The organism is Terasakiella sp., assembly GCF_048267425.1.
Classification (GTDB): Bacteria; Pseudomonadota; Alphaproteobacteria; order Rhodospirillales; family Terasakiellaceae; genus Terasakiella.
Genome location: NZ_JBLWXN010000010.1, coordinates 36,650 through 63,540, shown reverse-complemented (window position 1 = coordinate 63,540; position 26,891 = coordinate 36,650). Strand labels below are relative to the sequence as shown.

The following is a 26,891-nucleotide window of genomic DNA, read 5'->3' as shown; positions in this document are numbered from 1 at the left end:
CGAGCGCGATAGGTAGAGAACACTTTTGTAGCAAGCTTTGAGTTCTGGAGAAAGACACTATGCGCGGATATTTCGGCATTGGCATTCACGGCGTCAACAAACCGTTCAACGTCGGCAATCTGTTTCGTACCGCCCATGCCTTTGGCGCAAGCTTTGTCTATACGGTCGATGCCCAATATACCAAACGCAAAGGCAACAAGGCCGACACCTCCAAATCGCTGGAACACACCCCGTTTTATGCGTTCCCCACGTTGGAAGATATGCTCTTGCCCAAAGGTTGCCAATTGGTCGGGGTGGAACTGACCGAAGATGCTATTGAACTGCCGAGTTTTCGCCACCCCACCCAAGCGGCTTATATATTAGGCCCCGAACGATCCAACTTGCCACAAAGTACGATTGATCGTTGCGACCATATCATCAAAATTCCAATGAAATTCTGCGTCAATGTCGGGGTTGCCGGTGCACTTGTTATGTATGACCGGGTTCAAAGCATGGGACGTTTCGCCCCACGTCCGGTGCGCGCAGGTGGCCCGACCGAAGAATTGCCCACACAGACCAGTCACGGCAGTCCGATTTTTCGCAAAGGCTCCCCCTTTGAAGAAAGCCCACCGGGTGTGCCTGAGAAGTGGGACGAGTGACCTATAAGTTGCATATAACTTTAGAACAATTTTCATTCTCAAATCGTTCTTTCATTGTGCATTGCAACGAATCCACGACATAAATACGCATTCCAATACCGATTTTGTTCGCTCTCCCATCGAAATTGCCCGATTTTGCCTCTCAGCGGTCATACCACTAGCCTCTGAACCCCTATATTTTCCTTAATTTTAACCGAAATGCGTGGCGGCGATTGACTTCGGTCCTTTGGAGGGGTAAACCCAAAATGTTTTTCAGCATCCCTCTTTTTCATGGTTAAAGGAACCGCTCCATGACAACGGGAAATCGGCCCTTATCGCCGCACCTACAAGTTTATAAACTGCCGCTCGCCGGCAAAATGTCAATTACACACCGGATGACAGGGATTATTATGTCCCTTGGTCTGGTCTTTTTCACTTATTGGATTGTCGCAGCCGCGTACGGTCCAGAAGCTTTCGCAACGGCACAAGCCCTGATGACGTCCTGGTTTGGAATGATCATTGTCTTCGGCTGGACTGCGTGCCTGTTTTATCACCTCGTAAACGGGATCCGTCACCTGCGTTGGGACACGGTTCGTGGACTTGAAAAAGAAGATCTCGTGGCTTCTGGCCGCGTGACCATCGGTCTCGCCGTTATTCTGACGGTGGCCTTCTGGATTTTTGCAGCGCTGTGAGGATGAACGAATGAAAATGCAAAGCTACTTGGGTCAGGCTCGCAGCCTCGGCTCTACAAAGAACGGCGTCCATCACTGGTGGCATCAACGCTTAACGGCGATTGCCCTGGTGCCGCTGGCTCTTTGGTTCGTCTTCTCTCTCATTGGCCTCGCCGATGCCGATTATGCCGCCTACAAGGACTGGCTCGGTGATCACGGCAACGTTGTTTTCCTCTGCCTGTTCATCTTCACGATGTTCTATCACGCAGTTCTCGGCCTTCAGGTCGTGATTGAAGACTACGTATCCTGTGAAGCCAAGAAGGTTTTCCTTCTGGTGTTTATCAAACTGATCGCAGCACTGATGGGCTTTGCGTCCATTACAGCAGTTCTGCGCGTTGCCTTTGGAGGCTAATGAACCATGGCTCATGCCTACGAAATTATCGAACACGAATATGACGTGGTCGTACTGGGTGCCGGTGGTGCAGGTTTGCGCGCGACGCTCGGTATGGCAGCTACAGGCCTGAAAACGGCTTGTGTAACTAAAGTTTTCCCGACACGTTCTCACACTGTGGCGGCTCAAGGTGGCGTTGGCGCTGCACTGGGCAACATGGCAGAGGACAAATGGCAATGGCATATGTACGATACCGTCAAGGGCTCCGACTGGCTTGGTGACCAAGACGCGATTGAATATATGTGTCGCAACGCCATTCCGGCTGTACAGGAACTGGAACATTTTGGTGTGCCGTTCTCACGTACCGAAGAAGGTAAAATCTACCAGCGCCCGTTCGGTGGACATATGTCCAACTACGGCGAAGCGCCGGTTCAACGTGCTTGTGCCGCAGCTGACCGTACAGGTCACGCCATTTTGCACACACTTTATTCCCAGTGTCTGAAACACGATGCCACATTCTTTGTTGAATATATCGGTATCGACCTGTTGATGGACGAAGACGGCACCTGCCGTGGCTTGCTTGCTTGGGATCTGGATACAGGCAAACTGCACCGTTTCCGCGCCCACAAAGTTGTGTTGGCGACAGGCGGTTATGGTCGTGCGTTCTTCTCTTGTACATCTGCCCACACCTGCACAGGTGACGGTAACGGTATGGCCGCACGTGCCGGCATTCCGCTGCAAGATCACGAATTCGTACAATTCCACCCGACGGGTATCTATGGCTCCGGCTGTTTGATCACCGAAGGCGCGCGTGGCGAAGGTGGTTACCTCACCAACTCTGAAGGTGAGCGTTTCATGCCGAACTACGCACCAACAGCGAAAGACCTTGCCTCACGTGACGTTGTTTCACGTTCTATGGCAATGGAAATTCGTGAAGGCCGCGGTGTTGGTAAAGAAAACGACCATATTTATCTCCATCTGGAACACCTCCCGGCGGAAGAACTGTGGAAACGCCTTCCGGGCATTACCGAAACAGCGAAAATCTTTGCCGGTGTGGACGCAACCAAAGAACCGATCCCGGTTCTGCCGACCGTTCACTACAACATGGGCGGTATTCCGACCAACTATCACGGCGAAGTTATCCGTCCGACCAAAGACGACCCGGATGCGGTCTGCGAAGGTTTGATGGCAATCGGTGAATGTGCATCCGCGTCCGTACACGGGGCCAACCGTCTGGGTACGAACTCCCTGCTGGATATCGTTGTCTTCGGTCGCGCTGCTGCGCTGCGTTGTTCTGAAACGATGAAAGCTGGCCAACCGCACAAAGCACTGTCGGAAGACGTGACAGACAACATCATCAAACGTTTTGATGGCCTGCGCAATGCAAACGGGGAGCATAAAACAGCTGACGTTCGCCTTGAAATGCAAAAAGTCATGCAAGGTCACGCGGCAGTCTTCCGGACTTCAGAAGTTCTGGCTGAGGGTGTTGAGAAACTGTTTGAAACATCCAAAAAGATGGAAAGCCTGAAGGTCACCGACCGTTCTATGGTTTGGAACTCCGACCTTGTGGAAACGCTTGAGCTTGAAAACCTGATGGCCTGTGCGAAAGCAACCATTGTTTCAGCCGATGCGCGTAAGGAATCACGTGGGGCACATGCCCACGAAGACTTCCCGAACCGTGACGATGAAGAATGGATGAAGCACACATTGGCTTACGTCAAGGAAGACGGCTCCATTGAGCTCGACTACCGTCCGGTCCACACATGGACATTAACGGACGAAGTCGAATATATCGTACCTAAAGAACGTGTTTACTAAGGGGAGCTTGGAAAATGGCTGAATTTTCTCTACCCGCCAATTCGGTGGTTAAAGAAGGCAAAACCTTCAAAGCTCCTGCCGGGGCAAAGAACGTTAAGAAGTTCAAAATCTATCGCTACGATCCTGATTCAGGTGAAAACCCGCGTCTGGATACGTTCGAGATTGATCTCGATGATTGCGGCCCGATGATTTTGGATGCGCTGATCAAAATCAAAAATGAAATTGATACAACGCTGACATTCCGCCGTTCTTGTCGCGAAGGGATCTGCGGATCCTGTGCAATGAACATTGATGGGACAAACACACTGGCGTGTTTGAAACCGATTGCCGATGTGAAAGGCGATTGTGCGATTTATCCGTTGCCGCACATGCCGGTCATCAAAGACTTGGTACCGGATCTGAACATGCCTTACGCTCAGTTGCGTTCTGTCGAACCTTGGATGCAAGCCGACACACCGGCCCCTGCCAATCAGGAACGTCTGCAATCAATTGAAGAACGTGAAAAGCTGGACGGTTTGTGGGAATGCATTTTGTGCTTCTCTTGTCAGACCTCCTGCCCGAGTTATTGGTGGAACGGTGATCGTTACCTCGGCCCGGCTGTTCTTCTGCAAGCCTACCGTTGGATCGCAGATAGCCGTGACGAAGCAACCGGTAAACGTTTGGATGATCTGAATGATCCATTTAAAGTTTATCGTTGTCACACGATCATGAACTGCACCAACACTTGCCCGAAAGGTTTGAACCCGGGTAAGGCGATTGCAGAAATCAAAAAATTGCAATTCGAACGCCAATAAGGCATTGATGCAAATTTCAAAAAGGCCGATGAGGGTTTCCTTCATCGGCCTTTTTTTATGCCCAGTTTCGCCTTTTACGCACATTTATAAATATAATAATAACCATTTTATCGCTAAGTATAACCACTTAAAGCAAAGGGATTCATTGCATAAATCTTATATTTATGAGACTTTCCGCACAAACAAACAAAAGGGGGGATCCAACATGTCATTTTTCACAAAGAAAACCGACAGTCGAGATATCGAGGTCGAGGCACAGACATCTGAGACCACTGCGCAGGTAGAACATTGCGAATTTTCATTGGCAATGCAGCAGGTGGAAGCCATTCTGGAACGGAACTACAAAGATGTACCGGAAGGCAAAGACGAGCTTACAAATAAGCTTAAAGTTTTAGCGCAAGAAAACGAACGCCGCGCTGAGGTGAATTTATCGCGTTCCGTTGGTCTGTCCATTTCCAATAACTCAACTGTTATTTCTGTTGCCCATTCTGCCCGCAGCCTTGGCCAACTCAATCATATTGCCCAGTCTTTAGCCTCGGCAATGGAAGAAATGTCCGCATCTATTCACGAAATTTCAGAAAACACACATAACAGTTCCGATGAAGCCAACCATCTTCAGGAAATTGTGCAGCAAAGCATGCAAGGCTCACAAGAAGCCATTGATGCCATCAATACGATCTCTTATTCCGTGACAGAAGCTGTCGAGAAATTACAAGATCTGGCTGATGCCTCAAGCAAAATCGGTGAAGTTGTCGGCTTGATTAACAATATCGCCAGCCAGACAAACCTGCTAGCCCTTAATGCCACAATCGAAGCTGCACGCGCGGGTGAAGCCGGCAAAGGTTTTGCCGTTGTCGCATCCGAAGTCAAAAACCTTGCCAATCAAACGGAACGCGCCACCAGCGATATCAATGATCGCATCGAACTTCTGCGCAATGAAATGGAAAGCATCACCAAATCCATGTCCGAAGGAGCCGAGGCAGTCGAAAACGGTCAACAAATCATCACATCCACGCTGAAAAGTATGGAAGAAATTGATCGCGGCGTTACACGCGTCACGTCCGACATGCAGGAAATTGCCTCTGTTTTGCAACAACAACAAGGGGTAACACAGGAAACCTCAGCGCATGCGACAACCATTTCAGATATGTCATCTGAAAACCTGAGAGCCAATTCTACCGTTCTTGATGAAATGGATGAAACCGAAAGATTGATTGGAGATCAAATGGAAGCCTTGATGCGTCACGACTTCCCGTCCCGCGATCTCATCCGGGCCAAGGCTGATCATATGATCTGGCGCAAAAAACTGGCCGATATGCTGGTTGGTCGTGCCAAACTGGACCCGAACGAGTTATCTGATCATCAACATTGTCGTCTGGGCAAATGGTACTTTGGCGATCAGGACGATGCAGTGAAAGCGCACCCGGCCTTCACAGCTATTGACGGGCCACACGAACAAGTTCATGCCTTGGGGATTGCTGCGGCGCGGGCCTATAACGACCATAAACTGGATGAAGCAATCTCGCTGGTTGAACAAGTCGAAGAACCATCGCGCCTAGTCCAGAAATACTTGGACGAGCTTATTGCATTTGTCGGACAAAACCAGTAATTACGTTTTATAGAAATATCAACCTAAAATGGGCGCGTCATTGTACAGCCCATTTTAGGCGTCTGTTAATCGGTTGTTTACACCTTTACGACATACTGGCTACAGATACGAAATTTATCAGAAAGTCTGTCACATGTTTCTAAAACCTAAAAAAGCCATTGTGAAACGTAACCGCCTTATTCAAGGGGATTTGATCGGTCAAGGTTCTTTGGATCTACGCGGGAATGTCGAAGGGTCCATCGAAGTTGATACCCTTGTGATTGGGCGCAGAGCCACTTTAACAGGGAATGTTATTGCAGAAACCGTTCGCATCCTCGGTCACGTCAAAGGTTCTATCCACGCACGTCGTGTGATCGTTGAAAAAGGCGCACATGTAGAAGGTGAGCTCTCTTACGAACAACTCTCTGTCGCACCGCATGCCGATGTTGCTGCCAAACTCACGCCGCGCCCGCTTCTGAAGCTTTGGCAGGAACGCCAACCGATTGAAGAAGTCTTACACGGTTTAACCTTAGCTGCCTAATCGCTGATTTAAGGCCGACTTTCGAAATATTTCTTATGCGCTGGATTTTGTCCGGCGCATTTTTTCTTGTATGAGGGAAAATCCCAGCAAATAGATCGTGGCTGCCCCAAAGGATACGAGAGTCCCAAACCCTAATCCCAGATCGACAAGGTACAACGCATAAACCACACCAAAAGTGATCATCGCCCCTAAACCACTGGGAAAATGTTTAATAACGGTTAGAACCGGAGCCGGACCATACGTAAAATGGACAATAACAATCATCGGTAAAACCGTTGACGGAAACCCCGCAAGTACACCAGCCATCTCAGGGCCAAGGGAATGAGCCAAACCCGTAATGGAAAGCACAACAAAGCACGCCGTCGCCGCACGAATGGCCGTTACCCAGAAACTTAGTCTGACCGCTTTCGTAATTTTCATTTCCGCAAAATGGCGAAACATAAAAATGCATAAGATCACAACAATAGTAATAAAACCCAAGGCAATCGGTAAGGTGAAATCGACCCAACTTAAAGGGATCCCCACGGCCAAAAACGCCGCCACCGCACAGAACGTCGGCAAAACAAATCCGCTATTGGGTCGCAACGTCAAAATCAAACCATAGGCCGCAAAAACGCATAAGTTTGCGGTTAAACCTGCCAAGGTATGAATGGCACTATTTGCCGCAAAAACCGTGCCTTCTTCATAACCGATGAAAATAAGAACAATCGCGGTTCCCAATGGATATCCGCCCAACAACCCAGCCCAGCGCGGGCTGACCCGCTCCGCCACGATGGATAATCCCAAAACGATAGAAATCGTTACAAAGGTTTTAATTAGAATTAATGTCATAAGGCCGCGAGAATAGCGCCTTCATGTTGCAACAGCCATTCTTTTCTGCTCAACCCACCTGCATATCCTGTCAAGCTGCCATCAGAGCCGATCACCCGATGACAGGGATAAATAATGGAAAGCGGGTTCAATGCATTTGCACGAGCCACTGCGCGCACAGCCTTTTCATTACCGATCTCAATTGCCAATTGGCGATAGCTCCAGGTTTCACCCGTGGGAATTTCACAGAGTTTATCCCAGACCTGACGCTGAAAATCTGTTCCACCCTGCACACAAGAAATTTTGCGCAAAGCATCATATTCACCGACAAAATAAGCTTCGAATGCAAAACGGATAACATCGGATCTGGCTTGCTTTAACTCAACAGTCCCAAATCGTTTTGTTAACAATTTCTGCTGACGATCCCCCTGATCCGGAAAATCCAAATGATACAAGCGATCCATTTCATCAAAAACAATGGAAATCTCACCACAGGGACTGTCAAATTGATCACCATAAAGAACCGTCATGTCAGAACCTTCCATAAATGCAGCGCACCATAGGCCCGCCAAGGCCGCAGATTGTCAAAAAACTGTTCCATATCCTTTTTCCCGGCAGGTTGATCCAGTTTTTCCAAAGCCCGAACCAGACCGAGATCGGCAACCGGATAAATATCAGGTTCCCCGAAAGCCCGCATAACAATGTAATGGGCCGTCCACGGACCAATGCCGGGTAGATCACAGAGGTCCTTTAGCAATTTTTCCACCCCATTTGTACAATCCAGTGCAGACCAACTGGCTGCTAGTTTTTTCAAGGTGGTAATCCGTCGCCCGGTCAGCCCCAACCCATCCAGATCGGTATTTTCTATATCCGATGGTGTGGGGAACACTGTTTTCCCCACCCGTTCCACAACCCGATTGCAAATCGTGCGTGCCCCTTTGACACTGATTTGTTGTCCTATGACAGCACGCACGGCAATCTCAAACCCATCCCACGCACCGGGCACACGCAACCCCGGCGTTGTCCTCACTAAATCACGCAACACCTTTTGGCGTGATAAGTCTGCATTGATAATTGCGGGGTCTGCATCCAGATCAAACACACGTCGGATTTTTTGCGATAAAGGCCGTAAATGCTGGACATCTACACCACTGATATGAGCTTTCAGCCGGTTGCGTTGATCATCATGCGTGATGCGCACCGTTGCAATCTGCTCCGCCATCGCAATGCGTCGCTGATAGCCATTTTCTGTCACCTGTTCAACCGCATCAATCGCACGGCTTTCAAAAAAGGCAAGCAACCCCGCCCAATCAAAGGGAGGGCGATAATTGAAATGAAGGGTGAAAGAGTCACACGGATTTGCCTTTTCATTTTCCTTACTTTTCTTGCGTTCAAAGGAAGGCGCAAAACCAAAGGTCTTTTTATAAGCATCGTTAAAACGGCGTAAACTGTTGAACCCGGCTGCCAGCGCAATATCCATCACGGACGCATCGGTTTGTGCCAACAGTTTTTTAGCAAACATCAAGCGCCGCGTCAGGGCAATCTGCTTGGGCGAGGCCCCCAAATGTGTCTGGAATAGTCGGCGTAAATGACGTTCCCCAACCCCCAAACGATTGCATAGGCTCTCCAAGGATTGTCCTTCATCCAGTGCCCCGTCTTCAATCAGGCTCAAGGCCCGTTTTACGGTCGCTTCGGTCCCGATCCACGCCGGACTTGCCGGGGCACTTTCGGGGCGACAACGTAGACAAGGGCGAAAACCGGCTTGAAGGGCCGCACTGGCAGAAGCAAAAAACGTACAATTTTCAGGCTTGGGCGTCGAAGCCGGGCAGACCGGACGACAGAAAATTCCCGTAGAGGAAACCCCGGTAAAAAATCGGCCGTCAAATCGGGCATCACGGCTTTTTAGCGCCTGATAGCATATGTCATGTTCAAGTTTCATAAATGTAGTTTACACGATCATTTGCCAAAAACTCGCCATTTTCGGACATTAATGTTTTCCTCAAGGACAAGGTTGGGCTTGCCCCGACTTAAACGTTCCCATACAAATAAGAAAATAAACCGAAACGAGGCTCCATTCGCTCATGCTTGCCTATATCATTCGACGCTTATTGCTGATCGTTCCGACACTCTTCGGCATTATGGTGTTGAACTTCGTCATCATTCAGGCCGCCCCCGGCGGACCGGTCGAACAAATGCTGGCGCAAATTCAAGGCGAAGCGGTCGATGCCACCGCACGAGTGTCCGGTACCGGCAGTGGCGAGATCAAAGGGGGCGCCCCCAATATCGGTGCCAACGGTGACAGCCAATATCGTGGTGCGCAGGGAGTTCCACCGGAATTAATTGCCCAACTAGAAAAACAATTCGGTTTTGACAAACCCGCCCATGAACGTTTTTTACAGATGCTTGGCAACTATGTCCGTTTTGATTTCGGCAACAGTTTTTACAGCGACCAAAGCGTCGTCGATCTGGTCTTGCAAAAAATGCCGGTCTCCATCTCGTTGGGGATCTGGTCAACCCTGCTGATTTATCTGATTTCTATTCCCTTAGGCATTAAAAAGGCCGTGCGCGATGGATCGCGTTTCGATATCTGGACCAGCGGAGCTGTTATTCTGGGCAATGCAATTCCCAGCTTTCTCTTTGCGATTTTCCTGATGGTGGTCTTTGCCGGTGGGCGCTATCTCGACTGGTTCCCCATTCGCGGCCTGACGTCGGATAATTGGGCAGAATTGTCCACATGGCGACAAATCACAGATTATTTCTGGCATATTGCTCTGCCCGTCCTTTCTATGGTGGTTGGCGGATTTGCAAGTCTCACCATGTTGACCAAGAATTCCTTTCTGGAAGAGATTAACAAGCAATACGTCGTCACCGCCCGTGCCAAAGGCTTAACAGAGAACCGTGTTCTTTATAAACATGTGTTTCGCAATGCCATGCTGATTGTCATTGCGGGTTTTCCAGCAACTTTTATCGGGGTGTTTTTTACCGGATCCCTGCTGACCGAAATTATTTTCTCCCTTGATGGGCTTGGCCTGTTGGGATTTGAGGCCGCCATTAACCGCGATTATCCGGTGGTATTCGGTACACTTTACTTCTTCACATTGGTTGGGCTGGTGCTGAACCTGATCGGGGATATCCTATATCACGTCGTTGATCCCCGCGTTGATTTCGAGGCGAGGTAACAAGATTATGAGCCCGATCAACCAACGCCGCTGGCAGAATTTCAAAACCAACAAACGGGGTTATTGGTCCCTGTGGATTTTTCTGTTCCTCTTTGTCTTTTCCCTGTTTGCCGAACTGATTGCCAACGATAAGCCGCTTTTGATTTCCTACGAAGGGGAGCTTTACACCCCATTCTTGAAAGAATATCCAGAAACCACATTCGGCGGCTTTTTTGAAACCGAGGCCGAATACCGGGACCCCGAAGTTCAAGCCCTGATCACAGATACCGGGGGATGGATTATCTGGCCGGTGGTGCGCTACAGTTACGACAGTATCAACTATGCCCTGACCGTGCCCACCCCTGCCCCACCCAGTGCGGACAACTGGTTGGGTACGGATGATCAGGGACGCGATGTCGTGGCGCGGATTATTTACGGATTTCGGATTTCGGTTCTGTTTGGGTTGGGCTTAACCATCCTCAGTTCCATCATCGGCATTGCCGCCGGGGCCATTCAAGGATATTTCGCAGGCCTTATTGATCTGATCGGCCAACGGGTGATCGAAATTTGGTCCGGCCTGCCAACTCTGTACCTGTTGATCATCCTTGCCAGTTTTGTTGAACCAAACGTCTGGTGGCTATTGGGGATTATGCTGCTGTTTTCATGGATTGCGCTTGTCTCGCTGGTACGTGCCGAATTTCTGCGCGCGCGTAATTTTGATTTTGTCCGCGCAGCCAAAGCCTTGGGCGTCAGCGACCACACCATCATTATCCGCCACGTGCTTCCCAATGCGATGGTCGCGACCTTTACCTTTTTACCCTTCATTCTGAACGGGTCCATTACAACCCTGACCGCGTTGGATTTCCTTGGGTTTGGTCTGCCCCCGGGCAGCGCCTCGTTGGGGGAGTTGCTAAATCAGGGCAAGAACAACCTGCAAGCCCCGTGGCTGGGACTAAGTGCGTTTTTCGTTCTCTCCCTCATGCTGTCTTTGCTGATTTTTATTGGCGAGGCTGTGCGAGATGCCTTTGACCCAAGGAAGACATTTCAATGAGCGCCCCTTTACTCGACATTAAAGACCTGCATGTTTGCTTTGGCGAAGATGCGGCGGTGCGCGGTGTTTCCTTCCATCTGGAAAAAGGGGAAACGCTGGCTTTGGTTGGGGAGTCTGGGTCCGGTAAATCCGTCAGCGCCTTATCCATTCTGCAACTGCTGCCATATCCCCGCGCCCACCATCCAAAGGGGTCAATCAAACTGAATGGTGAGGAATTACTAGGCTGCAAAGAACACATCATTCGCGGCATTCGCGGCAACCGTATTGCCATGATTTTTCAGGAACCCTTGACCTCGCTTAATCCGCTGCATTCCATTGAACGCCAGATTTCCGAAGTTCTCTTTGTCCATAAAATGATGACCAAGCGCCAAGCACGCGCCCGAGTCATTGAACTGCTAAAACTCGTCGGTCTGGAAAATGCCACCAGCGAAGACCGCCTCAAGGCCCTGCCCCATCAATTCAGCGGTGGGCAACAACAACGCATTATGATCGCGATGGCCTTGGCGAACGAGCCTGACATTCTGATTGCAGATGAACCGACAACCGCCCTTGATGTCACCGTTCAGGCACAAATTTTAAAACTTCTCAAAGAATTGCAGACAAAACTGGGCATGGCCATTTTAATGATCACCCATGATCTTGGCATCGTGCGCCATGTCGCTGATCGGGTCTGTGTGATGAATGACGGTGAAATCGTTGAAAGTGGCGATTGTCGCCAAATTTTCGACGCCCCCACACACCCGTACACCCAGAAACTTCTGGCAGCTGAACCGACAGGCAAACCGGCGGATACCATTAATGATAAAGAAATTTTACGCGTTGAAGATTTCAAGGTCTGGTATCCCATCAAACGCGGCATCATCAAACGCACCGTTGATCATGTGAAAGCCGTCGACGGTATCACGCTTACGGTTCGACAAGGTGAAACGCTTGGCGTTGTCGGGGAATCAGGATCCGGCAAATCGACATTGGGCCGTGCCATTTTGCGCCTTGAAGACAGCGATGGCACCTTGATCTTTGATAATCAAAACCTACAAACCCTACCGGCGAAAGACCTACGGCCCTTACGCAAGGAAATGCAAATGGTTTTTCAGGACCCGTTCGGGTCCATGTCCCCGCGCATGAGCGTCCAGCAAATTGTCGAAGAAGGCCTGCTTGTTCACGGATTAGGCGGCACCCGTTCAGAACGCCGTGAACTCGTCGGGGATGTGCTGGAAGAAGTCGGCCTGAAACGCAGTGCACAAGACCGTTACCCCCATGAATTCAGCGGGGGGCAACGCCAGCGTATCGCCATTGCCCGCGCCATCGTCTTGCGTCCACGCCTGATCATTCTGGATGAACCCACCAGCGCACTGGATATGTCAGTTCAAGCACAAATTGTCGAATTGTTACGCGACCTGCAAGCCAAATATAATCTGGCTTATATCTTTATCAGCCATGATTTAAAAGTTGTGCGTGCCATGAGCCATAAAGTCCTTGTCATGCAAAACGGTCAAGTCGTCGAACAAGGTTTGCGCGACGATATTTTCGATGCACCACAAACGTCTTATACCAAGGCCTTGATGGCGGCAGCCCTTGAAAACAAGGCCGATGAAAACGGTGTGGTTTCCCTCTAAACGAAAATCATATTCCCTTCATAAAAGAGTCTTTGAAAGCGCGTATTTTGCGACTCTCAAAATTAAAAAACGGGAGGTTCATATGTGGTTATATCGCGGAAATATTCAAAAGACTGTTGCCATGATGCCAATGGCAGGGTTTGGCGCCATCAAGGCGTTTGAGCCACAACGTTGGATTTGCAGTTGTTCGAAATACGTTTACGATCCGGCCCAAATGGATGGGATCGCCTTTGAAGAACTGGGCAAAAAATGGAAATGCCCTTCTTGCGGTGCCAAGAAAAAAGCCTTTCGCAAAACCAATAAATACCCCCTATCCTGATCCTTTGAAATGCGCGAAATTCAGGTTGCAAGCTTCGGGGATTATCACGACGCCCTGTCACAATACCAATGGTTTGAACGCTGGATGTTTCGTGGACAATGCGAGGCCGACTGGCCCTTGATCCCTAAGATCGGGCGCAAAAAATATAAACATGCATTAAAATACGAACGTGCTTTTTTCCGCGCATGGAAACGTCAGGCCGTGGCCTATTTTTCCCGCGACAATATTGATGACTGGGACTACCTTGCCCTTGCCCAGCATCACGGATTAGCGACCCGATTGCTGGATTGGACCCGCAATCCACTGGTGGCCCTGTTCTTTGCCGTACATGGACAATATGACACCGATGGTGTGGTTTATGTCTTCAAACCCAAACATCATTATGTGCAGGATGAATCCCCTCACCCGCTAAAAGTGGACAAGACGGGTTATTTTACCCCACATTCTTTTTCTGAACGCATCGTGCAGCAACGCGGCGTTTTCACCGTTCATGGCAAGCCGGATAAAAAATTAAATGAAAAAGATGGGGAGTTGCATCAATACATCATCCCCAAACAGATCAAACAACGTCTATCCAAAGACTTGAACAATTACGGCATCAACATGATGACCTTGTTCCCCGGTCTGGATGGCCTGTCTGATTTCATGAATTGGCAAGCCGCCATTTTACATGAATTTGAAGAATGATACCGGCTCAATCGCTCCAATATTCCCGCGCACTGATTTGATCAGCAACACAGATTTGCCCGCGATAACGATCAATCGCACCGCCATTTAAATCTTTCACCATCCAAGCTTCACGATATTGCGATGGGATGGGCTGCGGCGTTGCAAACCCTTGGCCGCCCGCATCTGTCACAAAGCCCACACGCGGATAATACGCCGGATCCCCCAACACAAAAACCAGTTCCACCCCCATACCTGCAAGCTGGCGAAAACCTTCTTTCATCAAACGTTGGCCAATCCCTTTATATTGGCGATCCGGGTGCACCGCCAAGGGGGCCAGCAACATGGCGGAAACGTCGCTTGCCTCCACGCACGCCTTGGTAAACAAAATATGCCCCAGAATCTCCTCGTCCTCTTCCATTATCAAGGATAAAAGCGGATGTGCTGTTTCATCATCTAGCAGATTTTCCACAAGGATTGCTTCGTCCTCTTCCTCAAAGGCGAGGCGATGAATATCCAGCACCGCAGGCATGTCTTTTTGCGTCGTAATTCTGATCATAATTTGTCTTCCTATAAGGTCTGTTCTATAAGACAGGGATTGTTAAGGAATGGAAGTAAAAAATGCATCTTTTGGCCGCCACACCGGGCGCTGTCTCTGACGGGTCCGAAGCGATTGATCTGGGACAGACACCGGGCGACATTGTCGTTCTATCGGCGGCTGACACCGAACTCGCCTGTTTGGCGTTGGCACAAAACCGCTTGCATGACCACGACAACAGTATTCCCAGCCTGCGCCTCGCGTCCTTGCTGCATATGGGGCACAATATGTCGGTGGATTTGTATGTGGATGATATCATCCAACATGCCAAACTGGTCATCGTACGCTTGTTGGGCGGCAAAAGTTATTGGGAATATGGCGTGGATGAAATCACGCGCATCTGTGCAGAAAAAAACATCCCGTTGGCCTTGTTACCCGGTGATGACCAACCGGATGCGGAATTGGCCAACTTGTCCACACTGGATCAAGAAAACACGCACCGCCTGTGGCAATATTGCGTCCACGGCGGCATTGAAAACGCGGTTGAGTTTTTAAATTTCAGCCATCACCTGTTGGGACTAAGCCGTGACTGGGCCGAACCCGCCCCGTTATTGCGTGCCGGGATCTATTGGCCCGGCCAGAGTACCCTCAGCCTCAACGACCTGCGCAACAATCATTGGACAGACGGGCGACCCGTTGCCGCCATTACTTTTTATCGCGCCCTGATGCAGGCTGGCAATACAGCCGTTATTGATGGTTTGATTGAGGCCTTGCAAGCCCAAGGATTAAACCCGCTGCCCCTTTATGCCGCCAGTCTAAAAGATGAAATTGCCGGTGCACAGATCGAAGACCTGCTGGCACAAAGCCATACATCGGTGATTTTAAACGGCACAGGCTTTGCCCTGTCCAAACCCAATGCCAAACGCACAAAAACACCTTTTGATGTCGCTGATTGCGCCGTCCTGCAAGTCGTCTTCGCCGGCAGCAACGAAGACAGCTGGCGCGAGGGCACCCACGGGTTAAGTGCACGCGATATCGCCATGAACGTGGCCTTGCCTGAGGTTGACGGTCGTATTTTAGCACGCGCCGTTTCGTTTAAAGGACTGGCCCAACGCGACGAGTTGACCCAATGTGATATAGTCAGTTACAAACCTGTGCCGGATCGTTTGGCATTTACGGCAGAACTTGCGGCAAATTGGGCCAAACTGAAAACCACGCCCGCCAATATGCGTAAAATTGCCCTTGTCCTTGCCAACTATCCCAACAAAGACGGGCGCATGGGCAACGGGGTCGGACTGGATACACCGGCCGGGTCCCTGAATGTTTTAAAGGCAATGGCCAAAAACGGATACCGCGTGGACGATATCCCGACAGACGGCAATGACCTGATCGCGCGTCTGCAAGCAGGCGTTACCAACGATTTCACCCAGATCGACAATCGCGATATTTGCGAAACGCTGCGCCTATCTGATTATCAAATTTTCTTTTCCAGCCTTCCGCAATCTGTTCAACAGGCGGTTCTGGACCGATGGGGTCCGGCTGAAAAAGATCCGTTTTTCCGCCCCGGTGAACTGGATTGTGGGCAATTCCTGCTTCCGGCTTATCGCTGCGGTAATGTGGCCGTTTGCCTGCAACCCGCACGGGGTTACAATATCGATCCGGTGGAAAGTTATCACAGCCCCGATCTGGTACCGCCCCATAACTATCTGGCCTTTTATGCATGGCTACGTTTTGAATTTCGCAGTCATGCCATTGTTCATATGGGCAAGCACGGCAATATGGAATGGTTGCCCGGCAAAGCCGTTGCCTTGTCTGAAAATTGTTTCCCCGAAGCTGTCTTCGGCCCCAGCGTGCATCTTTATCCCTTCATCATTAATGATCCCGGTGAAGGCACACAGGCCAAACGCCGTGCCCAAGCCGTCATCATTGATCATTTAACCCCACCTTTGACACGGGCGGAAAGTTACGGACCTTTGCGCGATTTAGAATTACTGGTAGATGAATATTACGAAGCTGCCGGTGTAGACCCACGCCGCCTGAAGGTTTTGAAAAAAGAAATCCTCGCTCTGTCTCGCAGTACCGGGCTGGATATCGATTGTGGCATTGATCGCGACGATGACGATGAAACTGCACTTGGCAAACTCGATAACCATTTATGTGAGCTTAAAGAAATGCAAATCCGTGACGGTTTGCATATCTTTGGGGAAAGCCCGACGGATCGTTTACTCAACGACTTGTTGGTCGCGCTTGTGCGTGTGCCGCGTGACAAGGGCGAAGGGCGTGATGCCTCCCTCATTCGCGCGATTGCCGATGATCTGGAACTGGCTTTCGATCCGCTCAATTGTGAAATGGCGGCGACGTGGACAGGACCAAAACCCGATATACTGAACAGCGCAGACCATTGGCGCACCTGTGGGGATACAGTTGAACGGCTGGAAACCATCGCCTCTCAACTTATCAGCAATGACCTGCCCTGCCCAACCGAATGGCCCCGGACACAAGCTGTCCTTGCCTATATGGAAGATACAGTGCGCCCCGCAGTCATGGCCTGTGGTGATGCGGAAATCGATGGTATTCTGCGGGGTCTTGACGGGCGTTTTGTTTTGCCTGGTCCCAGTGGCGCACCGACGCGCGGACGACCGGAAATCCTGCCGACCGGAAAGAATTTTTATTCCGTCGATACTCGTACCGTACCTACACCAGCCGCCTGGACGCTGGGCTGGAAATCCGCAAGTTTAATGATTGAACGATACATGCAGGATCACGGTGATTGGCCGCGCACAATGGCCCTGACCGCATGGGGGACATCCAACATGCGCACTGGCGGGGATGATATTGCCCAAGGTCTTGCGCTAATGGGTGTCCAACCGCAATGGGACCCGGTTTCACGTCGTGTCACCGGGTTTGAAGTCATGCCGCAAACCGTGCTTGGTCGGCCCCGCGTGGATGTGACCTTGCGGGTGTCCGGTTTTTTCCGTGACGCCTTCCCCGGTTTGATTGACCTATTTGACAGTGCGGTACGTGCGGTTGCGGCCCAAGATGAACCTGAAGACCTCAACCCGTTGGCTGCTCGCGTCAAACAGGAAAAGGCTGATATGATCGCCAAGGGTGCCAGCCAAGAAGACGCCGACCTGCAATCCGGTTTTCGCGTTTTTGGTTCCAAACCCGGGGCCTACGGCGCAGGTTTGCAAGCCTTGATCGATGAAAAAGGTTGGGATACAGCCGACGATCTTGCACGGGCCTATGTCGCATGGGGGGGATACGCCTATGGTCAAGGCAGCGGCGGGAAAAGTGCTCACGGTTTGTTTGAAGAACGCCTGTCAAAGGTCGAAGCCGTTGTGCAAAATCAGGATAACCGCGAACACGACCTGCTGGACAGTGACGATTATTACCAGTTTGAAGGTGGCATGACGGCCGCTATTCGTACGCTCAAGGGCGGCGAAGCCCCAACCGTCTACCACAATGACCATTCCCGCCCCGAAACCCCGCGCATCCGTACCTTGGAAGAAGAAGTTTCCCGTGTGGTGCGTGCCCGTGTCGTTAACCCCAAATGGATTGATGGCGTAAAACGTCATGGCTACAAAGGGGCGTTTGAAATGGCGGCGACGCTGGATTACATGTTCGCTTTTGCAGCGACGGCCCAATGTGTGCGTGATCATCATTTCGATGCGGTTTTTGAGGCCTTCATCATGGATGAAGACACTTTTGTATTCTTAAAAGCAAACAACCCGGCGGCCTTAAAGGAAATGCTGGAACGTTTTCAGGAAGCACAAGATCGTGACCTGTGGAAACCACGTTCTAATTCCGCACGCTTTATGATCGGTGATTTGCTGGATAGCCTTAACACGTAGACCCATAAAAAAAAGCCTCGCTTTTCAGCAAAGCGAGGCTTTTAATCTTTTTTAGAAGCTGTTGACCGCCGGGCCACTGGCCGGATTACCGATCATTGTCAGAAATTCCTTACGAGTCGCAATGTTATTTCTGAAGGCCCCCAACATCCGCGAGGTCACCATCGTCACCCCCGGCTTATAAACACCGCGGGTGGTCATACATTGGTGTTGCGCTTCAATCACAATTGCCACGCCCAATGGATCCAGCACATCCTGAATGACATTGGCAACTTGCGCCGTCATCTTTTCCTGAATTTGCAGGCGTTTTGCATAGACCTCGATAATACGGGCGAGTTTGGAAATGCCGACGACACGTTTTTTCGGCATATAGGCAATATGCGCCTTGCCCAAAATCGGCACCATGTGATGTTCGCAATGGGATTCGAAACGAATGTCGCGCAAAACGACCATTTCGTCATAACCGTCCGTTTCTTCAAACGTACGTTTTAGAATCTCTTCCGGGTCTTGATCATATCCGGCAAAAAATTCTTCGTAGGAACGCACCACACGGTCCGGTGTACCGACCAGACCTTCACGGGTCGGATCATCCCCCGCCCATTTGATTAAGGTGCGAACCGCTTCTTCGGCTTCTTCCCGGCTGGGTTTTGCGTCGATGACGTTCAATTCAGGTTTGTTGCTCACGAGACATTCCTTTCATCTGGACATTCACTGTAGAGCTTATCGTGTGAAATCTATCATTTGAATTACAATACCCGACAAGAATAATCAACTATTCTTTTTGGTATTGTTCTAAACTGAACGTCATCCTGTATTTTAACGCAAGAAACGCAAGCGAATGGTTCCCGCAATATCGGTCAACGCCTGACGCACGCCTTGGCCTTCGACAATATCAGCGTCCACATCGACCACAACATAACCAAACTCACCATCTGTTTGCAGATATTGCCCGGTGATATTGAAGCCATGTTCGCTCATAATTTCGGCGATACGTGCCATGACACCCGGTTTATTTTCATGGATATGCATGAAACGCGTACCGGACCCTTTTACAGGCAAGGAAACTTCCATGAAGTTCACCGCCCCGAAGGTGGAGCCATCATCGGAATATTTAACAAGCTTTTCGGCAACTTCCGTCCCGATATTGGCCTGTGCTTCCTGTGTAGACCCACCGATATGCGGCGTTAGAATGACGTTGGACAGGCCACGCAGTTCAGAAACGAATTCATCATCGGCCCCTTTCGGTTCAACAGGGAAGACATCAACGGCCGCCCCGGCGAGATGATCACTTTTCAACGCATCTGCCAAAGCCGGAATATCAACAACAGTACCGCGTGCCGCGTTGATGAAATGCGCCCCTTTTTTCATTTCACCAAATTCGCGTGCACCCATCATGTTGCGTGTTTCCGGTGTATCGGGCACATGCAGGCTCACGACATCGGACATTTGCAGCAATTGATCCAGTGTTTCAACAGGTGCCGCATTCCCCAAGGGAAGCTTGTTGACAATATCAAAATAGATCACTTTAAAGCCAAGGGCTTCTGCCAAAATGGACAATTGGCTGCCGATATGGCCGTAACCGACAATCCCCAATGTCTTGCCGCGCACCTCAAAAGACCCTGTCGCAGATTTGATCCAGCCCCCTTCATGGCAACTGGTATTTTTCGCAGGAATGCCGCGCATCAACATAATTGCTTCTGCCAAAACCAGTTCCGCCACAGAACGGGTGTTGGAATAAGGGGCGTTAAAGACTGGAACCCCTTTGGACAAGGTGCTGCGCAGATCAACCTGATTGGTACCGATACAGAAACACCCCACCGAAAACAGTTTTTCTGCACATTCAATAACTTCCTCAGTCAATTGCGTGCGCGAACGAATACCAACGATGTGAGCGTCCTTAATTTTTTCCTTCAGGACCTCTTCATCCAAAGCTTTTTTGTGAAACTCGATATTGCTGTAACCGGCATTTTCAAAAACACGAATGGCATTTTCATGGACGCCTTCCAACAACAAAATACGAATTTTATCTTTGGCCAAAGACAGATTGCTCAACGGACTTCTCCTGTTTCAAGGGGGTGATATAGGCGCTAAGTTTTAAGTGGTCTGACCCGTTAAAACAATATTTTTTGCGCTGCATCAACTGCTTTTCCGCTTTCAACCTTCACATTTGCCTGTGAAAGCAAGGTTTCCAGCGTTGATAAACAAAGCAAAATATTACGTGGCGTTGCACTTTGCCCCATCAGACCGATCCGCCATATCTTACCCGCGAATGCGCCCAATCCAGCCCCGATTTCAAGACCATAGCGTTCCAATGCCTGTTTGCGCAACGCAACATCATCGACACCATCTGGGATTTTAACCGCATTTAATTGTGGCAAACGGTACATCTCATCGACTGCAAATTCCAGCCCCATTGCCTCCAGTCCGGCTTTCAGGCCCAAATGCATTTTGGCATGACGATGCCATGCATTTTCCAAACCTTCTTCCCGCAACATCACCAAAGATTCGTGTAAAGCATAAAGCGCATTGACCGGGGCCGTATGATGATAAGCCCGTGTTGTCCCCTCGCCCCAATAGCCCATAATCAAATTCAAATCAAGGAACCAGCTTTGTACCTTTGCGCTACGGTTGCGGATTTTATCCAGCGCCCGTTCGCTGAAGGTCACGGGCGACAAGCCCGGAACACAGGACAAACATTTTTGTGTGCCCGCATAAACCGCATCCGCCCCCCAGTCATCGACCAGCACAGGCACCCCTGCAAGGGCCGTAACCGCATCCACAATGCTTAAGGCGCCATACCTTGTTGCAAGCTTACACAGAATCAGCGGATCGGTATGGACCCCGGTAGAGGTTTCCGCCTGTACAAACGCAACGATTTTTGTATCCGGGTTGGCTTTCAGTGCATCTTCTACTTTATGGGCATCAACCGGGCATCCCCAGTCATCTTCGACCACAATCGCAACGCCACCACAACGTTCGACATTTTCTTTCATGCGCAGGCCGAACACGCCGTTGATACAGACAATCACCTTGTCCCCGGCTTCTACCAAATTAGCAAAACAACATTCCATTCCGGCAGAACCCGGTGCAGAAATCGGAAACGTCAGGGCATTATCTGTATGAAATGCATATTGCAGCAGGCTTTTAACTTCGTCCATCATGCCAATAAAAGCCGGATCCAAATGCCCGACCGTGGGACGCGCCATTGCCGCCAGAACACGTGGGTGAACATCACTTGGCCCCGGCCCCATTAGTGTACGTAACGGCGGATTGAAAGAAGAAATTGTCATAGCGGCCTCACTATCTGCTGATCGAGTTGCATCAACATATGCATATTTTCACGCCATGAATAGACGAAAAACGCCATTTTAGACTTGACCCCGTGCCCAATCTCGCTACCTTCGCGCCATGCGGATATTCAGACATTATGAGGACTTGCCGCCCGAGGTCAAAGGGGGCGCAGTCGCCATCGGTAACTTTGACGGTGTACACCTGGGACACAGGGAAGTGATTGGCGAGGCCGGATGGATCGCCAAGGCCCACCGGATTCCGTGGGTTGTCCTGACGTTTGAGCCCCACCCGCGCATGGTTTTCATGCCAGATCAGGCCCCATTTCGCATTACCCCGTTTCGTATCAAAACCCGCCATATCGAAGAGCTGGAGGTCGACCATCTCGTGACCTTGCAATTTGACATGGATTTCGCCAAAAAATCGGCAGAAGACTTCATCAAGGAGGTGCTGGTCGATGGACTGCAAGCCCGCCATGTGGTCAGCGGCTATAATTTTTATTTTGGGACACATCGTCGCGGCAACCCGGATATGCTGTTGCAGGAAGGCCAGAAACACGGCTATGGGTTTACCTGTGTGAACCCGGTCAGTGATGCGGGCGGCGTGGCTTATTCCTCCACACGGGTACGTGACTACCTGACAACAGGCGGCCCCCGCCAAGCTTGGGATGTACTGGGTCGTCCCTTCGAAATTGAAGGTCGTGTGATCAAGGGCGATCAACGCGGACGCACAATCGGCTTTCCGACCTGTAATATCGAATTACATGATTATCTGACACCGGCCTTAGGCGTTTATGCCATTCGCGCCGGTATCGATCATGGCACTCATACTGTCTGGCATGACGGCGTTGCCAATATCGGCAAACGACCAACGTTTGATAAACGCGACATCCTGCTGGAAGCCCACCTTTTTGACTTCGACGGCGACCTTTATGGCAAGCATGTGCGCGTTGCCTTGGTCGAATTTATTCGCCATGAACAGAAGTTCTCCGGCCTTGACGAAATCAAGGCACAGATTGCAAAAGATTGCATCCAGGCCAAAGACATATTAAAGAAGACCGAACCTTTTTAAATCTCAAGCGAGCAGACCATGACTGTGGATTATAAATCAACTGTATTTCTTCCCAAAACCGACTTCCCGATGCGTGCCGGCCTTGCCCAGAAAGAGCCGCAAATTCTGGCGAAGTGGGAAGAGATTGGTCTTTACGAAAAATTGCGCGAAGATGCCAAAGGCCGCGAGCCTTTCGTGCTGCATGACGGCCCTCCGTACGCCAACGGTCATCTGCACATCGGTCACGCGCTGAACAAGATTTTAAAAGATATCATCGTTCGTTCCCAACAAATGATGGGCAAAAACGCCAATTACGTACCGGGCTGGGATTGCCACGGTCTGCCAATCGAATGGAAAATCGAAGAAAAATATCGCAAGAAAAAGAAAGATAAGGATCAGGTTCCTGTTCTGGAATTTCGCGAAGAATGCCGCCAGTTTGCCAAAGAATGGATCAACATTCAGCGTGAAGAGTTTAAACGCCTTGGCCTCGTCGGCAACTGGGAAGATCCGTATCTGACCATGACCAACCGTGCCGAAGCCATCATTGCCAAAGAACTTTGTCGCTTTTTGATGAACGGCAGCCTTTATAAAGGGGCAAAACCGGTCATGTGGTCCCCTGTGGAAAAAACAGCCCTAGCCGAAGCCGAGGTTGAATATTTCGATCACGAATCCACAACAATTCACGTCCGTTTCAAGGTTGAAGAAACCAAACTGGATGCGATAAAGGATGCCACAATCGTTATCTGGACGACAACCCCGTGGACCATGCCAGGCAACCGGGCGATCTCTTACGGCAATGATATCGATTATGCCGTCTATGAAGTCCTTGATGTCCATGATGGTTCTCTCGCCCGTGTCGGTGAAAAAATCTGTCTGGCCGATGCCTTGGCCGCCGAGGTTATGGGCGAAGCCAAAGTTGCGGACTTCAAACAAATTGCCCAGTTCAAAGGAAAAGAACTGGAAGGCACCATTTGTTCGCACCCTTGGCGTGGTCGCGATTATGATTTTGACGTGCCTTGTATCGCCGGTGATCATGTCACAACCGAGGCCGGGACAGGCTTTGTCCATACCGCCCCCGGTCACGGTCAGGAAGACTGGGAAGTCTCCATGCAATATGGCATTGCCGTGCCCGATACGGTCGGCCCGGATGGCTGTTATTATGACCATGTGCCGATCTTTGCCGGTGAACATGTCTATAAAGTCGCCCCGCATGTACTGGAGCAACTAACCGAAGTGGGCTCTCTGCTGGCCTCTGGTAAAATCACGCACAGCTATCCCTGTTCATGGCGCTCCAAAGCAAAACTTATTTTCCGCAACACACCACAGTGGTTTATCTCGATGGAGACCAACGGCTTGCGTGAAAAAGCGTTAAAAGCCATTGATGAAACCCGTTTTGTCCCTGCCGCAGGCCGTAACCGTCTGGGCGGCATGATCAAGGATCGTCCCGACTGGTGTGTCTCGCGTCAACGGGCATGGGGTGTGCCGATCACCGTCTTTGTCGATAAGAAAACGGGTGAGCCACTTCGTGATCAAAATGTCGTGGACCGCATCATCAAAGCTTTCGAAGAAGAAGGTGCAGACGCATGGTATTCACGCGAGCCGCAAGAATTCCTCGGTAATGAATATAGCGCCGATGATTTTGAACAAGTCACAGATATTCTTGATGTTTGGTTCGATTCTGGTTCCACACACGCCTTTGTTCTGGAAGACCGGGATGATTTGACCTGGCCGGCCTCACTTTATCTGGAAGGGTCCGACCAGCACCGGGGCTGGTTCCATTCATCCTTGCTGGAATCTTGTGGAACGCGGGGTCGCGCGCCCTATGACGCCGTTCTCACACACGGTTTCGTGTTGGATGAAAAAGGTTACAAAATGTCCAAGTCCTTGGGCAATGTGACCTCCCCACAAGATGTCAACAATCAGTACGGCGCCGATATTTTGCGCCTGTGGGTGGTTTCTGCCGATACAGCGGATGATTTGCGCATCGGCCCGGAAATCATCAAACAACAATCCGATGTGTATCGCCGTTTGCGCAACACCCTGCGTTACTTGCTGGGTAATCTGGACGGTTTCACTGACGCTGAAAAACTGCCCATTGAAGAAATGCCGGAATTGGAACGTTGGGTTCTGCATCGTTTGTTCACATTGGATAAACAGTTGCGCAAGGCCTGTAACGATTTTGTCTTCCACAAAGCCTTTGCCGAATTGCATCACTTCTGTGCAGTTGAACTGTCCGCCTTCTATTTCGATATCCGCAAAGATGCGGTTTATTGTGATGGAGCAGACAGTGTTCGCCGCCGCGCTGCCCGCACGGTTCTGGACATTCTGTTCAACACACTGAGCGCATGGTTTGCACCCTTCATGGTCTTTACAACGGAAGAAGCTTGGACCAGCCGTTTTGGTGAAGATGCAGACAGCGTTCACCTGCGCCAGTTCCCGGAAATTCCCGCCAATTGGCAAGATGACGCCTTGGCCGCCAAATGGGCCAAAGTCCGTGATTTGCGCAAAGTGGTCACCGGTGCACTGGAATTAAAACGCAAAGAAAAAGTCATCGGTGCTTCTTTACAGGCCGCCCCGGACGTTTACGCCCCGGCAGAATATGTCGAGGCCATGAACGGGATCGACCTTGCCGAACTTTCGATTACGTCTGCGGCACAATTGCATGAAGGTGATGTGCCAAGCGATGCCTTCATCATGGAAGATATCAAAGGGATCGGCGTTGTCTTTAAAGAAGCCGAAGGTGGTAAATGCGAACGTTGCTGGCAAATCCTGCCGGAAGTCAGCGACGAAGGCGGCATCTGCAAACGTTGCGAAGACGCAATTGCCTAAGACCTAATATTGCGTGGCCTTGTATGTTGAACTACATCAAGGCCACTTTTATGCAATCGATCAGATTTTGTCCGCATGCGCGGTTTTGACAGGATAACATGAACCGGATTTTCCAAACCAAGCCCTACCTTGCGGGTCTTTTCGTCTCACTGCTTGTTCTATGCATCGATCAATGGAGTAAGTTTGTCATTGTCTACGATGTCATGGTCCGCCCCCATGTGATCGAAGTCACCTCGTTTTTCAATATCGTCATGGCATGGAATCGAGGCGTCAGTTTCGGTATGTTCGGTTGGGATTCCTCGGTTAAGGTTTATATTTTGATGGCCATGGCCTTTGGTGCAGCAATCGGCTTGACCATTTGGATGGTGCGCGAAAGCCGGATTCGCTTTGCCTTACCATGCGGAGCCATCATCGGTGGTGCCTTGGGCAACGGTATTGATCGCCTGCATTGGGGGGCGGTTGCCGACTTTCTTGATTTTCATATAGCAGGCTATCACTGGCCTGCTTTCAATGTTGCAGACATCGGCATCACCTGTGGAGCAACATTTTTGATTTTAGATAGCTTGTTTAGCAAGACAGATTCATCTAAAACAAATGAGTGTGAATAGTTGGACAGTAAAACGGCGATGAAAATGTCAGTACTCAACTTAAAAAATATGATGGTTTTAGCAATTGCAGTCGCAAGTCTGAGTGCCTGTGGTGATGCTAAAAAAATGATGGGTCTGGAAAAGACGGCGCCGGATGAATTTGCCGTTTATTCGCGTGCCCCACTAAGTTTGCCGCCGGATTATTCACTCAAGCCACCGAAACCGGGAGCTGATCGCCCACAGGCCGAAGATGAAACTCTTAAGGCCCAACGTGCTTTGACGGGTCGTGATGTCAATACACCCCGTACCAACGAAAACGGTTATGCCAATATGACACCGGGTCTGGAAGCGTTATTGCAACAAACCGGCGCAACAGGTGTCGATCCGACCATCCGTCAAAAGATTGACCGCGAAACAAGCGCCTTTGTCGAAGAATCAAAACATTTTACAGACGAAATTATGTTCTGGAAAAATAAAGAAGCCTTCGGCACCAAAGTCGATGCAGCCAAAGAAGCTCAACGTATTCGTGAGGCACAGGCTTTGGGTAAAACTGTCGACGGTCAAGGCGCCGTTGTGATTGAACGCAAAGACCAAGCCATCCTCGAAGGTTTATTTAATTAAGTAAACGACGCGATAAGTCTGCCCTTGTTTGAACAAGGTTTCAGGCTAAATCCTTAAAGACTCGATTGGTTTTATTATTGCCATCCGTTT

The 26,891-nt window shown here is 50.2% G+C and carries 24 protein-coding genes; 17 read left to right on the top strand and 7 right to left on the bottom strand.

Going from position 1 to position 26,891, the window contains the following annotated elements; translation table 11 throughout:
- Positions 1-59 precede the first annotated feature (59 nt).
- The 7 genes from ACN0VA_RS14850 to ACN0VA_RS14820 all read left to right on the top strand — a co-directional run bounded on the left by ACN0VA_RS14850 (position 60) and on the right by ACN0VA_RS14820 (position 6,420).
- Positions 60-638: an RNA methyltransferase gene (locus tag ACN0VA_RS14850; RefSeq protein ID WP_188663788.1), complete on the top strand. Its 579-nt coding sequence runs from the start codon at positions 60-62 to the stop codon at positions 636-638.
- Between the two features lie 290 nt (positions 639-928).
- Positions 929-1,309: a succinate dehydrogenase, cytochrome b556 subunit gene (sdhC, locus tag ACN0VA_RS14845; protein WP_417821908.1), complete on the top strand. Its 381-nt coding sequence runs from the start codon at positions 929-931 to the stop codon at positions 1,307-1,309.
- Between the two features lie 10 nt (positions 1,310-1,319).
- A complete protein-coding gene (sdhD, locus tag ACN0VA_RS14840) occupies positions 1,320-1,700 on the top strand; it encodes a succinate dehydrogenase, hydrophobic membrane anchor protein (RefSeq protein WP_417821907.1) in 381 nt (126 codons plus the stop codon).
- Between the two features lie 6 nt (positions 1,701-1,706).
- Complete coding sequence (gene sdhA, locus ACN0VA_RS14835; protein ID WP_417821906.1) at positions 1,707-3,497, top strand: succinate dehydrogenase flavoprotein subunit; 1,791 nt, start codon at positions 1,707-1,709, stop codon at positions 3,495-3,497.
- A 14-nt stretch (positions 3,498-3,511) separates the two neighbouring features.
- The gene (locus tag ACN0VA_RS14830; protein ID WP_188663796.1) at positions 3,512-4,291 is read left to right on the top strand and encodes a succinate dehydrogenase iron-sulfur subunit; all 780 of its coding nucleotides are present in this window, start codon (positions 3,512-3,514) and stop codon (positions 4,289-4,291) included.
- A 205-nt stretch (positions 4,292-4,496) separates the two neighbouring features.
- Complete coding sequence (locus ACN0VA_RS14825) at positions 4,497-5,900, top strand: methyl-accepting chemotaxis protein (protein ID WP_417821905.1); 1,404 nt, start codon at positions 4,497-4,499, stop codon at positions 5,898-5,900.
- A 133-nt stretch (positions 5,901-6,033) separates the two neighbouring features.
- Positions 6,034-6,420, top strand: coding sequence for a polymer-forming cytoskeletal protein (locus ACN0VA_RS14820; RefSeq protein ID WP_417821904.1), 387 nt, complete (start codon positions 6,034-6,036; stop codon positions 6,418-6,420).
- A gap of 33 nt (positions 6,421-6,453) precedes the next feature.
- Here the strand turns inward: ACN0VA_RS14820 and ACN0VA_RS14815 are convergent, their stop codons facing one another.
- From ACN0VA_RS14815 to ACN0VA_RS14805, 3 genes are read right to left on the bottom strand one after another with little or no spacing between them, the layout of a single operon-like run.
- Positions 6,454-7,251, bottom strand: a complete 798-nt coding sequence (locus ACN0VA_RS14815; protein WP_417821903.1) for a hypothetical protein — start codon at positions 7,249-7,251, stop codon at positions 6,454-6,456.
- Positions 7,248-7,775, bottom strand: a complete 528-nt coding sequence (locus ACN0VA_RS14810; RefSeq protein WP_417821902.1) for a methylated-DNA--[protein]-cysteine S-methyltransferase — start codon at positions 7,773-7,775, stop codon at positions 7,248-7,250. Before ACN0VA_RS14810 ends, ACN0VA_RS14815 begins: the two co-directional genes overlap by 4 nt.
- Positions 7,757-9,169 carry an AlkA N-terminal domain-containing protein gene (locus ACN0VA_RS14805; protein ID WP_417821901.1) on the bottom strand — a complete coding sequence of 471 codons (1,413 nt, stop codon included), beginning with the start codon at positions 9,167-9,169 and terminating at the stop codon, positions 7,757-7,759. The genes ACN0VA_RS14810 and ACN0VA_RS14805 overlap by 19 nt, the downstream gene beginning before the upstream one ends.
- 142 nt (positions 9,170-9,311) lie before the next feature.
- On the opposite strand from ACN0VA_RS14805, the gene ACN0VA_RS14800 reads away from it, so the two are divergent.
- The 5 genes from ACN0VA_RS14800 (at position 9,312) to ACN0VA_RS14780 (ending at position 14,061) form a co-directional block, all read left to right on the top strand.
- Positions 9,312-10,409 (top strand): microcin C ABC transporter permease YejB, encoded by a 1,098-nt coding sequence (locus ACN0VA_RS14800; protein ID WP_417821900.1) that lies wholly within the window; start codon positions 9,312-9,314, stop codon positions 10,407-10,409.
- A 7-nt stretch (positions 10,410-10,416) separates the two neighbouring features.
- Positions 10,417-11,439 (top strand): ABC transporter permease, encoded by a 1,023-nt coding sequence (locus tag ACN0VA_RS14795; RefSeq protein WP_417821899.1) that lies wholly within the window; start codon positions 10,417-10,419, stop codon positions 11,437-11,439.
- Positions 11,436-13,055, top strand: a complete 1,620-nt coding sequence (locus tag ACN0VA_RS14790; protein ID WP_417821898.1) for an ABC transporter ATP-binding protein — start codon at positions 11,436-11,438, stop codon at positions 13,053-13,055. Before ACN0VA_RS14795 ends, ACN0VA_RS14790 begins: the two co-directional genes overlap by 4 nt.
- An 82-nt stretch (positions 13,056-13,137) precedes the next feature.
- Positions 13,138-13,374, top strand: coding sequence for a rubredoxin (locus tag ACN0VA_RS14785; RefSeq protein ID WP_417821897.1), 237 nt, complete (start codon positions 13,138-13,140; stop codon positions 13,372-13,374).
- Positions 13,375-13,383: 9 nt separating this feature from the next.
- Entirely contained in the window at positions 13,384-14,061 is a 678-nt protein-coding gene (locus tag ACN0VA_RS14780; RefSeq protein WP_417821896.1) for an FRG domain-containing protein, read from the top strand.
- 7 nt (positions 14,062-14,068) lie between these two features.
- Here the strand turns inward: ACN0VA_RS14780 and ACN0VA_RS14775 are convergent, their stop codons facing one another.
- A complete protein-coding gene (locus tag ACN0VA_RS14775) occupies positions 14,069-14,599 on the bottom strand; it encodes a GNAT family N-acetyltransferase (protein WP_417821895.1) in 531 nt (176 codons plus the stop codon).
- A 62-nt stretch (positions 14,600-14,661) separates the two neighbouring features.
- On the opposite strand from ACN0VA_RS14775, the gene cobN reads away from it, so the two are divergent.
- On the top strand, positions 14,662-18,429 hold the full coding sequence (gene cobN / locus ACN0VA_RS14770) for a cobaltochelatase subunit CobN (RefSeq protein ID WP_417821894.1): 3,768 nt from the start codon (positions 14,662-14,664) through the stop codon (positions 18,427-18,429).
- Positions 18,430-18,480: 51 nt separating this feature from the next.
- Here cobN and folE read toward each other — a convergent pair whose 3' ends face one another.
- The 3 genes from folE to ACN0VA_RS14755 form a co-directional block, all read right to left on the bottom strand.
- Positions 18,481-19,110, bottom strand: coding sequence for a GTP cyclohydrolase I FolE (gene folE, locus ACN0VA_RS14765; RefSeq protein ID WP_417821893.1), 630 nt, complete (start codon positions 19,108-19,110; stop codon positions 18,481-18,483).
- 132 nt (positions 19,111-19,242) lie between these two features.
- Complete coding sequence (gene serA / locus ACN0VA_RS14760; RefSeq protein ID WP_417821892.1) at positions 19,243-20,478, bottom strand: phosphoglycerate dehydrogenase; 1,236 nt, start codon at positions 20,476-20,478, stop codon at positions 19,243-19,245.
- Positions 20,479-20,537: 59 nt separating this feature from the next.
- Positions 20,538-21,716 (bottom strand): pyridoxal-phosphate-dependent aminotransferase family protein, encoded by a 1,179-nt coding sequence (locus tag ACN0VA_RS14755; protein ID WP_417821891.1) that lies wholly within the window; start codon positions 21,714-21,716, stop codon positions 20,538-20,540.
- 118 nt (positions 21,717-21,834) lie between these two features.
- Here ACN0VA_RS14755 and ACN0VA_RS14750 point away from each other — a divergent pair, with 118 nt between their 5' ends.
- The 4 genes from ACN0VA_RS14750 (at position 21,835) to ACN0VA_RS14735 (ending at position 26,801) form a co-directional block, all read left to right on the top strand.
- On the top strand, positions 21,835-22,785 hold the full coding sequence (locus ACN0VA_RS14750; RefSeq protein WP_417821890.1) for a bifunctional riboflavin kinase/FAD synthetase: 951 nt from the start codon (positions 21,835-21,837) through the stop codon (positions 22,783-22,785).
- 18 nt (positions 22,786-22,803) lie between these two features.
- Positions 22,804-25,593 (top strand): isoleucine--tRNA ligase, encoded by a 2,790-nt coding sequence (ileS, locus tag ACN0VA_RS14745; protein WP_417821889.1) that lies wholly within the window; start codon positions 22,804-22,806, stop codon positions 25,591-25,593.
- Between the two features lie 98 nt (positions 25,594-25,691).
- Positions 25,692-26,201 (top strand): signal peptidase II, encoded by a 510-nt coding sequence (gene lspA / locus ACN0VA_RS14740; RefSeq protein WP_417821888.1) that lies wholly within the window; start codon positions 25,692-25,694, stop codon positions 26,199-26,201.
- A gap of 24 nt (positions 26,202-26,225) precedes the next feature.
- Entirely contained in the window at positions 26,226-26,801 is a 576-nt protein-coding gene (locus ACN0VA_RS14735; protein ID WP_417821887.1) for a DUF3035 domain-containing protein, read from the top strand.
- The last annotated feature ends 90 nt before the right edge of the window (positions 26,802-26,891 follow it).